The organism is Halovivax gelatinilyticus (assembly GCF_024300625.1).
Classification (GTDB): domain Archaea; phylum Halobacteriota; class Halobacteria; order Halobacteriales; family Natrialbaceae; genus Halovivax; species Halovivax gelatinilyticus.
Genome location: NZ_CP101322.1, coordinates 2,116,644 through 2,128,956 on the forward strand (window position 1 = coordinate 2,116,644; position 12,313 = coordinate 2,128,956).

A 12,313-nucleotide genomic window follows, 5' to 3' on the forward strand; every position below is an offset into this window, starting at 1 on the left:
CCGAGATCGCGTCACTCGTCGTGAGCGACCGGATCGAGCGACCGGGTCGGTCGAGTGAGCCAGTCCGCGTTCCCGTCGTCGACGGCGAGAACGTCGCCGAGAACGACCGACGCGCCAGCGTCGGCCTCGACGCCCGCTTCGAGCGAGACGACGGTCTCCGGTTCGATCTCCGTCGCGCCGTCGATCGGTCGTTCGCGGGGTTCGAGCCCGAGGCCGACGACGTCGGCGCGCGCCGCGTCGGCGAAGCCGAACGATCCGACCTCGGCGATCAGCTCGACTTCGACTTCGCGGACCGTCGACGGCCCGGCCGACAGCATCGTCCGTGCGGACCGAAGCGCGCTCTCGACGGCGACGTGTGCGCGGCGCTCCCAGCCGCCGTCGGTTCCCGGAACGAACGTTCTCGTGAGTCGTCCGTGATACCCATCGGCCGTTCGGGGAGCGAGTCGACAGACGACCGGTTCGCCGAGCGCGATCGGATCGGCCGCGTCGATCTCGGTTCGCCCGCCGGGGAACCCGCCGCCTTCGACCACGGCCGCGTCGACTCGTCTGCGGAGGTTCTCCGGCGCGAACGGTTCGCCGTTCGAGACGAGTGCCGGATCGACTTCGGACGTCGACTCCTCGCGGGTTTCGTCGCTCGCCGGAGCGAGGACGGTCGCCGCCCGGCGAACGCCCGCCGCGGCGACCTGCTGGGCTCGCCGAATCTCCTCGCGCTCGTCGTCGGTCTTTTTCGCCCGTGCCCGCCCGAGCGCGTCGCTCGAAGCCAGGTCGAAACCGCCGCGTTCGAGGTGGAGCGCCGCGTCGTGGGGCAGCGTCGCCGGGACGAGCAGCGTTCCCGAGCGCCCGCGATCGGCGAGTCGCGTCGCCAGTCGCTCGGCGGCGTGGGTCGATCCCGGCGGCTCGTGGAGGCGCTCGTCGAGCACGGCGACCGCGTGGTGATCGGTGTCGGTCGGCTGTTTTCCCGCCCCGTCCTGGTCGATCAGGTAGCGACCCGCCGGCGCGGTCGGCGGACCGACGTGGACGTAGGCCACCGCGTCGCGCTCGTCGATCGCCCGACGGATCGCCTCCGGCGCCCGCCTCACGCTGGTTCGGCTTCGAGTTCTTCGGGCTGCTGGATCTCCTCGACGAGTTCGTCGAGGTCGGCGCCGGTGAGTTCGTTGTTGAGCAGGACGTCGATGGGAACCGTCGGCGCACCGTCGACCAGATTCTCGAGCAGGACGAGCCGTTCTCGCGCGCGAGACATGCCGACGTAGAAGACCCGCCGTTCGTTGTCGGTGAGGATGGGGACGGGCGAGGTGGTCTTGGTGAACTCCTCGCAGCCGGGGATGTCGGTGATGCCGCCGTCGTCGTCGGCGTTCGAACGGTCCTCGATGGTGGCGACCATCTGTTCGACGACCTTCTCGGTCAGGTCGGTGGCGACGAAGACGTGGTCGGCTTCGCGACCCTTCGCGGAGTGGATCGTCCCGACGCGCACTCGATCCGTCTCCATTCCCCGGTACTCGCCGATGGCGAAGTAGGCCTTGACGGACTTTTTCTGGAAGCTCGTCACCTTCCGGAGCATGTCCGAGGCCGAGTTCGGCCCCGGCATGAACGGGACGTGCTCGTCGATCACCGACGCCGGGACGGTCAACTCTTCTAAGTCGTCGACGCCGGCTTCTTCTTTCAACTCGTCGATCTCGTCGAACAGCGCGTCGCGCTCGTTCGTCCCGAACGCCGAGTCCTGGAGCATGTCCGCCAGCCGTCGCGCCTGCAGTCCGTCGAGGTCGTTTCCGTCCTCGATCGCCTCGACCGCGCGGACGTACTGGGTGAGCCGGTCGGTCCACATGCGCTGGTCGGTTAGCGCCGTGAAGGGGACGCCTTCGGTGATGAACTCATCGACGAACTGGAACATCTGATAGCGCGCCCGAAAGAGCAACATGATGGTGCCGTCGTCCTCGACGAGTGTCCGGCGGACCATCCGGACGAGATCGAGCATCGACTTGTTCGTTTCGGCCTCGACGACGCCGCCTTCCTTGCGGGGATTTAAGTCCTTGTCCTGGCGAACGTCGATGTGGCGGATCTCGCGGTTGACCGCGTTCAGGACGTTCGACGGGAGCCGATAGGAGTTAGGCAGGATGACGTCATCGTCGACGGCTTCGTCGAGCAGGAGCGCCGGATCGGCGCCCTGCCAGGAGTAGACGACCTGGTCGTCGTCGCCGGCGATGAGCACCTGCTCGACGTGGGGTTTCCACTCCTCGTAGACGTCGTACTGCAGGGTGGTGATGTCCTGGAATTCGTCGATCACCAGGTAGTCGACGTTCGGAACGAGCGAGCGCTGCCTGACGCGTTCGAGCATGTCGGCGAAGCCGACCTTGCCCTCCTGACCCTTGTAGTTGCGCCAGCCGCGGATCGCCTCGGGGACGTCGATTCGGTCGTCGTCCGAGGGCCACGTCGGCGTGTACTTGTTGCCCTCCTGGGCGTTAGGGTCGATGTCGGGCGGGAGCCTGACCTCTTCTACGTCCCACTGGAACGGGACGTCGTACCAGTCTGCGACCTCCCGCCGGGTCCGCTGGAGCCACTGGCTCGTCGCGATGATCTTGTTGCCGATCGTCGTCGATCGGGCGGTTCGCCGGCCCGCGCCCGAGTACTCGTCTTCGTACTCGAGGCCGAAGTCCTCGCAGAAGGCCTCCTTGTCCTTCTCGCCGATGACGTCGCCGCGCGAGAGCCCGAGTAGCTCGTAGGCTTTCGCGTGCATCGTACAGACGTTGCCCTGGAGCGCGCGGGGCGATTCGTCGAGGCGCGTAGCCAGCCGCTCGCGAACCTCCTGGGCGGCCGCACGCGTGTACGAGACGACGAGGATGTCGCGGAACGTGACGTCCTCTTCGTCGAGAATCTCTTCGACGTGGTCGAGAAGTGCTGTGGTCTTCCCGCTCCCGGGTCCGCCGAAGAGTCGGGTAACCGTCGTATCACTCGCGGTCATTGTCACCGTACAAGGGCGCGGCCATCATAAGTGACGTGGGTTTCCTTTCGCCGATCGTCGGCTGAATCACACCGCCGGATTCGTTCACCACGCCACCGAACGGGCGACACGACCCGGCAACCGCCGGCTACGAACCGAGTCGGGTTCTTCGAGGCGACCGAGTCGCCCTGATCTCCACCCGTCACGGATCTTGTCCGTACAGTCGGGAACGCCCCGCGGCTCGCTCATCTCCGGCGTGGTGACTTCGCTGGCGTCGGCGTCGGTCGCGAACGAACCGCCGCTCTGACAGTCCGCTACCGTACGCTATGAACCAGGGAACACGTCTCTCCGCTCAGTACCGCCGGTCGAAGGCGGCGATCAACGAAAAATCAGCTCGGCCGCGTACGCCCGGGTCCTCGGTCGGTCGCCGGTCGTCACGGGCTCGGAGACCACCCACAGACGGTACACGCCGTCGCCGCGCTGTCGTGAAGGCCGCGACACTCCGGACACTGTTTTTTCCGTCGATCCCGTTCCCAGCCTACGCGCTCGGTGGTGTGTCCGCGATCGGTGAGAAACTGGTCGAACACGTCGTCCGTGCCGTCGGGAGTAGCTCCCATAGGCATGCAATACCATCACACACTAATAAAACGTGGGGTCGCTCCCGGTGCGTTGGCGCTCCCTCACGATTCGGTAGATGGCGAGTACGCGGGTTATGGGGCTCATATACGTCGATATCGGGCGTTTATCCGACCCGGATCGACGGGCGACGTGCGGTCGACTCCGGCGAGCGACCCGCGAACTTTTGACCGACTCGGCCCAACGGGCGGGTATGAGCGACCTCTCACTCGACGCGACCCAGCTCGATCGCTACTCGCGTCACGTCATCATGGACGAGGTGGGTCCCGAGGGCCAGGCTCGCCTGCTAGACGGCTCCGTGCTGGTCGTCGGTGCCGGCGGGCTGGGCTCGCCGGTCATCCAGTACCTCGCGGCGGCAGGCGTCGGCCGACTCGGCATCGTCGACGACGACGTCGTCGAGCGCTCGAACCTCCAGCGCCAGATCGTCCACGCTGACGCCGACGTCGGTCGGCCGAAAGTCGAGAGCGCGGCCGACTACGTAGCCCGCCTGAACCCGGACGTCGACGTCGAGACCTACGAGACGCGCCTCGACGCCGATTCGATCGAGGAGATCGCCGGCTCGTACGACGTCGTCTGCGACGCGAGCGACAACTTCGCGACGCGCTATCTCTGTAACGACTACTGCGTGCTCTCGGGAACGCCGCTGTCTCACGGCGCCATCTACCGCTTCGAGGGCCAGGCGATCACGTTCGAAAACGACGGCGAGGGGCCGTGCTACCGGTGTCTCTTCCCCGAAGCGCCCGAACCCGGAACGGTCCCCGACTGCGCCACGACCGGCGTTCTCGGCGTCCTCCCCGGTACGGTCGGGTGTATCCAGGCGACCGAGGTCGTCAAGCTCCTCACCGGCATCGGCGACACCCTGTCGGGTCGGTTGCTCCTCTACGACGCGGCCGGCATGACCGTCGAGACCGTCGAGGTCCACCCGTCGCCCGACTGCCCCGTCTGCGGTTCGAATCGGGCGATCGACTCGGTGGACGACGTCACCTACGAGGCGCGGTGCGCGATCGGCGCGGACTGATCACGCGGTTCGTTCGAATCGAGCGGTGCCGTCCTGCTCGACGGTGATGCGGTAGTTCTGGTAGGAAAACGAGACCACCACCGAGGCGCTCTCGCTCGGCGGATTCTCGAAGAGGTGTTCTAAGACGTGATCGATGCAATTGTACAGCGGCGGTAAGTCTTCGACCCGACGCTCCTCGAGGTCGGCGATGACCGAGACGACTTCGACGTTCAGATCGGCGCTCTCGGTGTCGAACTGCCGGGTGACGACGGCCGAATCGTCGCTCCGCTCGTCCATGGTCGTCTCTCGACCGGCGAACACCGTAAATCGGCGACCGACCTGCGCAAGCAACGTCACGGCGTGACACGGACACGAGCTCACTGCGTGACACGGACACGAGCTCACTGCGTGACACGGACACGAGCTCACTGCGTGACACGGACACGAGCTCACTGCGTGACACGGACACGAGCTCACTGCGTGACACGGACACGAGCACTCGCCCAGGGGTGTCCTGCCGCGATGGGCACGTTCTTGGGACGAGCGCCCCACGGTTCGTCCATGTACCAGGTCGGTATCGTCGGTTGCGGCGTCATCGGGTCGCGCCTCGCGACGGCGTTCGAGGCCCACGAGCGGACGGAAATCCGGGCCGTCTGCGATCGCGTCGCCGAGCGCGCGGAGTCCATGGCGGAGACCTACGACTGTGAGGCGGTCACCGCGGTGGGCGATCTCGTCTCGATCGACACGATTGACATCGTCTACGTCGGCGTCCCGCCGAAACATCACGCGGCCGTCGTCCGGACCGCTCTCGACGCCGAAACGCACGTCATCTGCGAGAAGCCGATCGCCGAGACCGCGACGGTCGGGCGCGAACTGACGGTTCTCGCCCGCGAGAGCGATCGCACGACCGCCATCAACTTTCCGTTTCGCTACACGCCGGGGTTCGTGGACATGCGCGAGCGGATCGCAGCCGGCGAGATCGGGACGCCCAAACGCGTTACGCTCAGTTTTCGCTTTCCGCGGTGGCCCCGCGAGTGGCAGGACGTCGACTGGCTCGCCGGTCGCGAGCAGGGCGGCCCGCTCCGGGAGGTCGGCAGTCACTTCGTCTTCGGAACGCAGGAGCTGTTCGGTTCGATCAGCGACGTCACGGCCGACGTCCGATATACGGGCCCGGAGACGTACGAAGAGTCCATCGTCGGTACGTTCCTCGCGGGTGGCGACGCCGGCGATGCGTTCGGAGCGGATCCTGAGCCCGTCGAAGGCGGCACCGAGGGCGTCGTCGCCCTCGACGAGCCCGTCCACGGGACGATCGACCTCCTCTGTGACTGCGCCGGGAGCGAGGAGAACGCCATCACCGTCGAGGGGACCGAGGGATCGCTGTCGTTGCGGGCCTGGCGCCGCCTGGTGGCCGACCCCGGCGAACCGGACGAGCGGGTGCTCACCGACGACTCCGGCGAGACGACGCTCGCGCTGATCGACGAGTTCGTGACCGAACTCGACGGCGGCGACGGCGACCTCGTCAGCTTCGCGGCGGCGACGCGGGTGCAGGCGGTCGTCGACGAGCTTCTCGGCATTTGAGGTGTCTCCGAGCGGAGCGTCGGTGCGTACGACGCTGTCGACGACTCCGGACGCCGTGTAACCATCTCACACCGTTCGATCGAGACCGAAGACACGCCGTTCGGATGCATTCGGCGACACGACTCGCTGGAATCACACTCGAACGTACGAGGCACAGCAGGATGGCGACCACCCGGGACTAAAGGAGCTTCACACCGTCGGTCCCGTGTGAGCGTCATCGTCGAATTCAGCCTCTCGACCGAGGACTTCGTCTTCGGGTCGGCGCTCGAGACGGTCGAGGACATGCGCATCGAACTCGAAGCGATCGTTCCCACGGGAAGTCGCATCGTCCCGTACTTCTGGGCGACGGGCGAGGACTTCGAGGGGTTCGAACGCCACGTCCTCGCCGATCCGGACATCGAGAGTATTACGCAGCTCGATCGGATCGACGACACGGCCCTGTACCGGACGGAGTGGACGCGAGACGTAAACGGTATCCTCTACGGACTCGGCGAAACCGAGGCCGTCGTCCTCGAGTCGATGACGGTCCGCGACGGGTGGCACTTTCGTATCCGATTTCCGAACCACGACCTGCTCGGACAGTTTTACAACTTCTGTACCGAACGGGAGATTTCGGTGCACATCGACCGTTCGTACACGCTCACCGAAGCGTCGCGCGCCGGCCGCATCTTCGATCTGACGCCCGAACAGCGCGAAGCGATCGTCCTCGCCGTCCAGCGCGGCTACTATCGTGTCCCGCGTGAGACCGACCTGACGGAGATCGCAGCCGAACTGGGTATCTCACAGCAAGCTGCATCCAAACGAGTACGACGCGGTGCGGACAGGGTCCTCCGGGGAGCGTTACTCGATCCGGGCGAGCGGTTCTAACCGGAGGAAGCGAGAGTTCCACGGGTCACCCGACCCGTGGTTGGTTACCCGGAGGCAGGGCCGTGACGAGCATAAAGTGGTTGTTATACCCACCCGAGCACCGAACTGTGGGTGTACGCTACCCCGATGTACGATGACCCAGCGCTCACGCGAGGAGACCATCGCCGACCTGTTTCCGGTGGTCGCCCATCCGACGCGTCGATCTGTCCTGCGCACGCTTCGGCGGACCGATCACCCGACGGTCGAGACGCTCGCTCGTGATCTCACGGAGCGGCGAGCGGGCGAGGTCGACGAGGATCTCTCGGTGGCGTTGCACCACCAGCACCTGCCTTACCTGGCTGACGTCGGCGTGATCGACTACGACCCCGACGCGGGAACGATCGCGTCGACCGACGCCACTGACGCGGCCTACGACCTCCTGGACGCCGTCTCGAACTGACGCCGCTCGCGACCTCCCGCCGTGTGGGCCGCGTTGGCACTCACGGACGTTGACTCCCAGCCGCCGATCCGGGTGATCGTCGTCGGACACTCCGGTCGACGCGCGACGGTTCGCGAACTGTGCGTCGCGCACACTCGGGGCGCAACCCGTTCACTCCAGCTCTTTGTGCCGAGCGTGTTCGACCAGTTCCTCTAACGCCGGATGTGGTTCGTATCGAATTAGTCCCTGCGCTGGATCGTACTGGCACATTCCCGCATCCGCCAGTCGCGGGAGATGAACGTTGTGCAAGTCGATTTCGATGGTCCGTCGCGGGGGCCGATCGCCGGTATCCGTTCCGGCGGCTTCGTACGCCTGGATCGCATTCGCGGCCGCTTCGAGTTCGACGACCGTCTCGTCCGCAGTGCGCAAGTAGTACAACAGGTACCGTCGACGGGCGCTCGCTAACAGCTCGTAGATGCAATCGAGAGACTCGGTGACCGCCTGATGACGGGTTAGCGAGGCGAGATCGGGACTCCCGTCGTCGCTCGTTCTACCCGAATCCGGACCCCCTCCGTCAGCCATACGTCATCTCACTATACTTTGGGGGATGATAAGTCATCTGGTTGTCTCTCTCAAAATTTGCAAATTCGAACCAGAGACGGCCGACCCGCAACGTCGGGACGTGGCCGCCGAGTCCCGGTGTGACGCTCGCGATCCGTCCTCGGGGTTCGACGTGATTTCCCAAGCGGAGGCGTGTTTCGGCGGCAGACGTTGGTCACCGGTCGAACCGACCCCGCTGTGGCGGGAAGCCGTCGTTATCGGCTCACTCCGGAGGCAGGTGTACGTCTCGGAGCCAGAATCGCTCCATCGCACGGATCGCTTCGACGAAGTGATCGGCATCGATGGGTTTCGTCAGGTAGGCGTTGGCGGAGAGATCGTACGATCTGGCGACGTCTTCGTCGGCGTTCGAACTGGTCAACACGATCACGGGAAGGCGCGACCGGTCCGGATCCTCGCGGATCTCGGCGAGCACCTCGTCGCCGCTCTTTCGCGGCAGATTGAGGTCGAGCAACACGAGAGCCGGCGGTTCGACGTCCGCGTACTCGCCGCGCTGGCGGAGATACTCCAGCGCTGACACGCCGTCGGTGACGACGTCGAGTGAGGCGTCGATTTCTCCCTCGGCGAGCGCCTCCCGCGTGAGTCGCACGTCGCCGGGGTTGTCCTCGACGAGCAGGATGGTGGCTCGCTCGTTCGAATAACGGTTCACAGGTAGGCTACCGGGCGTACGGGGAAAGCGCTGTTGCCGGCCCGCGACGCCGCTCGTCGCGAGCGCCCACTCGAACGCCGATTTCAGCACTCGCGCGTTCTCGACCCCCGCAGGCCGGATCGAACCCGCTCGCGGACGAACCGATCGCCAGTCCAGCGCCAGACGCCGAGGGTGATCGTCGGATCGAGCGAGCAGATGAGGTAGGCGTAGCCCTCCCAGGTGGCGTCCGCGACGTCGGTCGCGCTCGGTTCGGGCGGGCCGGTCGGGTGCGAGTGGTAGAAGCCGACGACGTCGTCGCCACCGGCTTCGATCGACTCGACCGTTTCGAGGAGGGTCACTGGGTCGATCTCGTAGGTGGTTTCCGGCTCGACGGCCGCGTTCGGCGTCGGGATGGCGCGGTCGACGATACGCACGTGATTTCCGTCGGTTCCGGCGAGCACGCCGCAGACCTCGTTCGGAGCGCCCTCGACGGCGCGATCGATGATCGCGTTCCGGACGGCGTCGGGGACGACGAGCATCGGCTCAGGCGTCGACGCGCCGGCGGAGGGTCTCGACCGGGACCGCGAGGTCGCCCGGATCGGTGGCGTCTCCGAACCGGTCGGGGTGGATAACGCGCGCCAGCCGTTCGGCGGCGTCGACCAGCCGCGGGCCGGGGCGATTCAGGTAGTGGTGGCCGTCGATCGCGTAGACCTGGCCCGTTTCGACCGCGGTGAGTTCGTCCCAGCCCTCCCGGTCGGTGAGGTCGGACAAGTTCGCCGCGGTCTGGGCGAGGTCGAACCCGCAGGGGGCGACGATCGCCACCTCTGGGTCGTAGTCGACGATCTCCTCCCACTGGCGGGGTCGGGCGTCGGTGCCCGCCTCGGCGAGCTCGTACCGACCGCCCGCGATCTCGACGAGTTCGGGCACCCAGTGGGCGGCCACCATCACCGGGTCCGTCCAGTCGAAGACGACGACGCGCGGGCGCTCGTCGGGCTCCGGCGCGGCGTCTCGGACGGCGTCCAGCCGGGATTCGAGGTCGGCGCGAACGGAGGCGGCGCGATCGGGCCGATCGAGCAGGTCGCCGAGACGCTCCAGGTCGTCCAGCACCTCCCCGATCCGGTGGGCGTCGATCGGGACCAGCGCCGGATCGGCGTCGATCTCGTCGACGGCCGCCGCGACGACGCGCTCGTCGACGGCACAGACGTCGCAGACGTCCTGGGTGATCACGACGTCCGGATCGAGCCGGTCGAGCGCCTCGACGTCGACGTCGTAGACGCCGCCGTGGGCCTGGGCGTCGAGCACCTGCTCGTCGATCTCCGCGCTCGTCCCGCTCGCGTCGATCGTCGATCGCGTTACGCGCGGGTAGTCTTCGACTCGCGGCGGATAATCGCACTCGTGTGAGACGCCCACCGGCTCGATTCCGAGGGCACAAACTAGCTCCGTCGCCGAGGGAAGCGTCGTCACGACTCGCATACGCGGGCGTTGGTGGGGCGGGGAAATAGGTTCGTGGGTCGGCGGCGTGGTGTCACCGGTATCGACGGATCGGGAGGCGACTCGGCGGGCGACCCAGGATGTCGAGGATCGACTGGATCGAAAAGTCGACGCCGCCGTCGTGCTCGCGGCGCTGAAAGATGACGATTGGCTGTCCTCGACCGTCGACCTCGACGAGAAATCCGACCCGAAAACGTCCGTCGGTCGAGTTAGCGGCTCCCCTCCTCGATCACCCACTGCGCCGCGTCCCGATGCAGGTGCTGTTAGACATCTGTACCAATACCATTTCAGTTGGTGAAAAATAACTTCAGCCAATAATATTATACTGATCCCCCCATCAGTGGTCTTCATGGCGGAATTAGAATCGCTTATTTCCTTATCTCCTGCCAAGATTTCTGCGGGATACTTTACGTTCGGATTGTTCTGGATTCCCACCACCGACGTCGCGCTAGCGGTGCTGTTTCAGTCACAACAGCTGCCGACGGCGGTCGGTCTCGCGAAGGGATGGATCTTCGTCGGCATGTCGACCGTGTTGATTTTCACCCTGACGCACTTTCACCGGCGTCAGATGGGAGCCGCCCAAGAGAAACTCCAGCGGACGAACCAGCAGTTGCAGGTGTTTCACCGGGTGTTCAGACACAACATCCGCAACGATCTGAACGTGATCCGTGGCTACGCAGAAACGGTATCGAGCCGGGTAACACAGCCGGAGTTGCGCGAACAACTCGACCACGTGATCGAAACCACGGGGGACCTTCTCACCATCAGCGAGAAACTCAAAGTGGTCGAACAGGTGGATTCGTCGCCCGACGAACAGCGTTCGGTCGACCTGGCGCGACTCGTCGACGCGGAACTGGATCGGTTGCAGGGGCGCTATCCGGGGATCACGATCTCGAAGGAGCGCTCGCCCAACACGGTTATCGATGCCGGCGAGTCGATTCGGTATGCGATCCGTGAGGTCTTAGAAAACGCGATATCACATTTCGACGCCGACGTCTCGGACTGCGAGATCGCCGTCGATATTTCGGCGTCGGACGACGGCGTCGACCTCACCATCTGCGACAACGGGCCGGGCCTTCCAGACGCGGAACTCCGGGCGATCCGCCGTCAGCGGGAAACGCCGCTCATGCATACGAGTAGTGTCGGCCTGTGGGTGGTCACGTGGCTCGCCGAACTGAACGACGGTGGCGTAGACTACCGGCAGGACGGTGATGCTGGATTGTCGGTGACCTTCGAATTCCAGCCGTCTCGAGTGGCTTAAACCGGGTTACGCGACTCCCTCGAATCGGTTGCCTTCGTCCTGAACGTCGCCTTTCGCCGGTCCAATGGCCGATCGTTGACGGTCGTGGGAGTTTCCACTCCTCATTCGAATCAAATATAGGAAATTCTATACGTATCCGCGAACGAAACGCATACGTCGAGAATGAAGGTTCTCTGGGAGTGTTCTGGGTGCGGGAAAACGGTGAACGGGGCGGTAAATGGGGATCGGTGTCCGTACTGTCGCGTCGATCGGTGACTCGAATCGGACGGTCGACCGGGTAGCGGTCGGACCGCTGTCCGACGGCTTCAGACCACGACGACGGCGCTGAAAGGTCGGCCGCGATGGAGCGCCCGCTGGTTCGGGTTTTCGGCTTTCATATCCGTTCCCCGACCGCGTAGTGGCGTTCCGCGATCTCGCTGTCGTCGACCACGGTGTCCACCAGCCGGGGCGGGGTTCGGTCGGACGCGTCCCCGAACGGAGCGATTCGAGAAGATCGAGTCGGTCGATTAGTGCGAGATTCAACACTTGAGAGGCATCAGAACGACGAGTTCGTTACCCTGCATACTCGAGGTCATCGGCGAACTCGGTATCGGTGTAGTGGCGCGGAATTTCGCGCTCGCCGAGAAGCTCGTGGAACTCCCGCTTCGACAGCTCCGCTAACGCACGCGCTTTACCGAACGAGAGGATGTCTCGCGCGTAGAGCGAGACGGCCAACTCTTGCTTTACCGTCCGGGACCGATCTCCCTCGGGAAGCTGCATGGCCTCGTACACTTCCTCGTCGATCTCGATCGTCGCCATGCGTGCCAGTAGGACGACTCGATTATTGAGTGTTTGGCCCTGCCATCCTCGTGGACATTGTGACTTGTGCCGACTGCTCGATGGAT

General features: G+C 65.2%; 15 protein-coding genes. 6 read left to right on the forward strand and 9 right to left on the reverse strand.

Annotated features, from left to right (window positions below; translation table 11 throughout):
• Positions 1-11 precede the first annotated feature (11 nt).
• From NKH31_RS09900 to NKH31_RS09910, 3 genes are all read right to left on the reverse strand, one after another.
• A complete protein-coding gene (locus NKH31_RS09900; RefSeq protein WP_254861631.1) occupies positions 12-1,079 on the reverse strand; it encodes a M24 family metallopeptidase in 1,068 nt (355 codons plus the stop codon).
• Positions 1,076-2,956 (reverse strand): UvrD-helicase domain-containing protein, encoded by a 1,881-nt coding sequence (locus NKH31_RS09905; protein WP_254861632.1) that lies wholly within the window; start codon positions 2,954-2,956, stop codon positions 1,076-1,078. Before NKH31_RS09905 ends, NKH31_RS09900 begins: the two co-directional genes overlap by 4 nt.
• A 413-nt stretch (positions 2,957-3,369) precedes the next feature.
• On the reverse strand, positions 3,370-3,552 hold the full coding sequence (locus tag NKH31_RS09910; protein WP_254861633.1) for an HVO_0416 family zinc finger protein: 183 nt from the start codon (positions 3,550-3,552) through the stop codon (positions 3,370-3,372).
• A 212-nt stretch (positions 3,553-3,764) separates the two neighbouring features.
• Between NKH31_RS09910 and ubaA the strand changes: the two genes are divergently transcribed.
• On the forward strand, positions 3,765-4,589 hold the full coding sequence (ubaA, locus tag NKH31_RS09915) for an SAMP-activating enzyme E1 (protein ID WP_254861634.1): 825 nt from the start codon (positions 3,765-3,767) through the stop codon (positions 4,587-4,589).
• Here ubaA and NKH31_RS09920 read toward each other — a convergent pair whose 3' ends face one another.
• Complete coding sequence (locus tag NKH31_RS09920) at positions 4,590-4,865, reverse strand: HalOD1 output domain-containing protein (RefSeq protein WP_254861635.1); 276 nt, start codon at positions 4,863-4,865, stop codon at positions 4,590-4,592.
• 264 nt (positions 4,866-5,129) lie between these two features.
• Here NKH31_RS09920 and NKH31_RS09925 point away from each other — a divergent pair, with 264 nt between their 5' ends.
• From NKH31_RS09925 to NKH31_RS09935, 3 genes are all read left to right on the forward strand, one after another.
• Entirely contained in the window at positions 5,130-6,146 is a 1,017-nt protein-coding gene (locus NKH31_RS09925) for a Gfo/Idh/MocA family protein (RefSeq protein ID WP_254861636.1), read from the forward strand.
• A gap of 207 nt (positions 6,147-6,353) precedes the next feature.
• Positions 6,354-7,013 carry a helix-turn-helix domain-containing protein gene (locus NKH31_RS09930; protein ID WP_254861637.1) on the forward strand — a complete coding sequence of 220 codons (660 nt, stop codon included), beginning with the start codon at positions 6,354-6,356 and terminating at the stop codon, positions 7,011-7,013.
• 133 nt (positions 7,014-7,146) lie between these two features.
• A complete protein-coding gene (locus tag NKH31_RS09935) occupies positions 7,147-7,452 on the forward strand; it encodes an ArsR/SmtB family transcription factor (RefSeq protein ID WP_254861638.1) in 306 nt (101 codons plus the stop codon).
• 150 nt (positions 7,453-7,602) lie between these two features.
• Here the strand turns inward: NKH31_RS09935 and NKH31_RS09940 are convergent, their stop codons facing one another.
• From NKH31_RS09940 to NKH31_RS09955, 4 genes are all read right to left on the reverse strand, one after another.
• Positions 7,603-8,013: a DUF7344 domain-containing protein gene (locus NKH31_RS09940; protein WP_254861639.1), complete on the reverse strand. Its 411-nt coding sequence runs from the start codon at positions 8,011-8,013 to the stop codon at positions 7,603-7,605.
• Positions 8,014-8,254: 241 nt separating this feature from the next.
• Positions 8,255-8,698 (reverse strand): response regulator, encoded by a 444-nt coding sequence (locus tag NKH31_RS09945; RefSeq protein ID WP_254861640.1) that lies wholly within the window; start codon positions 8,696-8,698, stop codon positions 8,255-8,257.
• Positions 8,699-8,781: 83 nt separating this feature from the next.
• A complete protein-coding gene (locus NKH31_RS09950; protein WP_254861641.1) occupies positions 8,782-9,216 on the reverse strand; it encodes a desampylase in 435 nt (144 codons plus the stop codon).
• A 4-nt stretch (positions 9,217-9,220) separates the two neighbouring features.
• Positions 9,221-10,150 (reverse strand): ABC transporter substrate-binding protein, encoded by a 930-nt coding sequence (locus NKH31_RS09955; protein WP_254861642.1) that lies wholly within the window; start codon positions 10,148-10,150, stop codon positions 9,221-9,223.
• A 367-nt stretch (positions 10,151-10,517) separates the two neighbouring features.
• Between NKH31_RS09955 and NKH31_RS09960 the strand changes: the two genes are divergently transcribed.
• Together NKH31_RS09960 and NKH31_RS17825 are read left to right on the forward strand one after the other, a co-directional pair.
• Complete coding sequence (locus NKH31_RS09960; protein WP_254861643.1) at positions 10,518-11,429, forward strand: sensor histidine kinase; 912 nt, start codon at positions 10,518-10,520, stop codon at positions 11,427-11,429.
• 123 nt (positions 11,430-11,552) lie between these two features.
• Positions 11,553-11,684 carry a zinc-ribbon domain-containing protein gene (locus NKH31_RS17825; RefSeq protein ID WP_425492323.1) on the forward strand — a complete coding sequence of 44 codons (132 nt, stop codon included), beginning with the start codon at positions 11,553-11,555 and terminating at the stop codon, positions 11,682-11,684.
• Positions 11,685-11,981: 297 nt separating this feature from the next.
• Here the strand turns inward: NKH31_RS17825 and NKH31_RS09965 are convergent, their stop codons facing one another.
• Positions 11,982-12,227 (reverse strand): UPF0175 family protein, encoded by a 246-nt coding sequence (locus NKH31_RS09965; protein WP_254861644.1) that lies wholly within the window; start codon positions 12,225-12,227, stop codon positions 11,982-11,984.
• Positions 12,228-12,313 lie beyond the last annotated feature (86 nt).

Bases quoted from the DNA above. Each gene is read 5' to 3' on its own strand.
- NKH31_RS09965 (WP_254861644.1), bottom strand. From the start codon at position 12,227: ATGGCGACGATCGAGATCGACGAGGAAGTGTACGAGGCCATGCAGCTT.
- NKH31_RS09910 (WP_254861633.1), bottom strand. From the start codon at position 3,552: ATGGGAGCTACTCCCGACGGCACGGACGACGTGTTCGACCAGTTTCTC.
- ubaA (WP_254861634.1), top strand. From the start codon at position 3,765: ATGAGCGACCTCTCACTCGACGCGACCCAGCTCGATCGCTACTCGCGT.
- NKH31_RS09960 (WP_254861643.1), top strand. From the start codon at position 10,518: ATGGCGGAATTAGAATCGCTTATTTCCTTATCTCCTGCCAAGATTTCT.
- NKH31_RS09940 (WP_254861639.1), bottom strand. From the start codon at position 8,013: ATGGCTGACGGAGGGGGTCCGGATTCGGGTAGAACGAGCGACGACGGG.
- NKH31_RS09955 (WP_254861642.1), bottom strand. From the start codon at position 10,150: ATGCGAGTCGTGACGACGCTTCCCTCGGCGACGGAGCTAGTTTGTGCC.
- NKH31_RS09935 (WP_254861638.1), top strand. From the start codon at position 7,147: ATGACCCAGCGCTCACGCGAGGAGACCATCGCCGACCTGTTTCCGGTG.
- NKH31_RS09950 (WP_254861641.1), bottom strand. From the start codon at position 9,216: ATGCTCGTCGTCCCCGACGCCGTCCGGAACGCGATCATCGATCGCGCC.
- NKH31_RS09925 (WP_254861636.1), top strand. From the start codon at position 5,130: ATGTACCAGGTCGGTATCGTCGGTTGCGGCGTCATCGGGTCGCGCCTC.
- NKH31_RS09905 (WP_254861632.1), bottom strand. From the start codon at position 2,956: ATGACCGCGAGTGATACGACGGTTACCCGACTCTTCGGCGGACCCGGG.
- NKH31_RS09920 (WP_254861635.1), bottom strand. From the start codon at position 4,865: ATGGACGAGCGGAGCGACGATTCGGCCGTCGTCACCCGGCAGTTCGAC.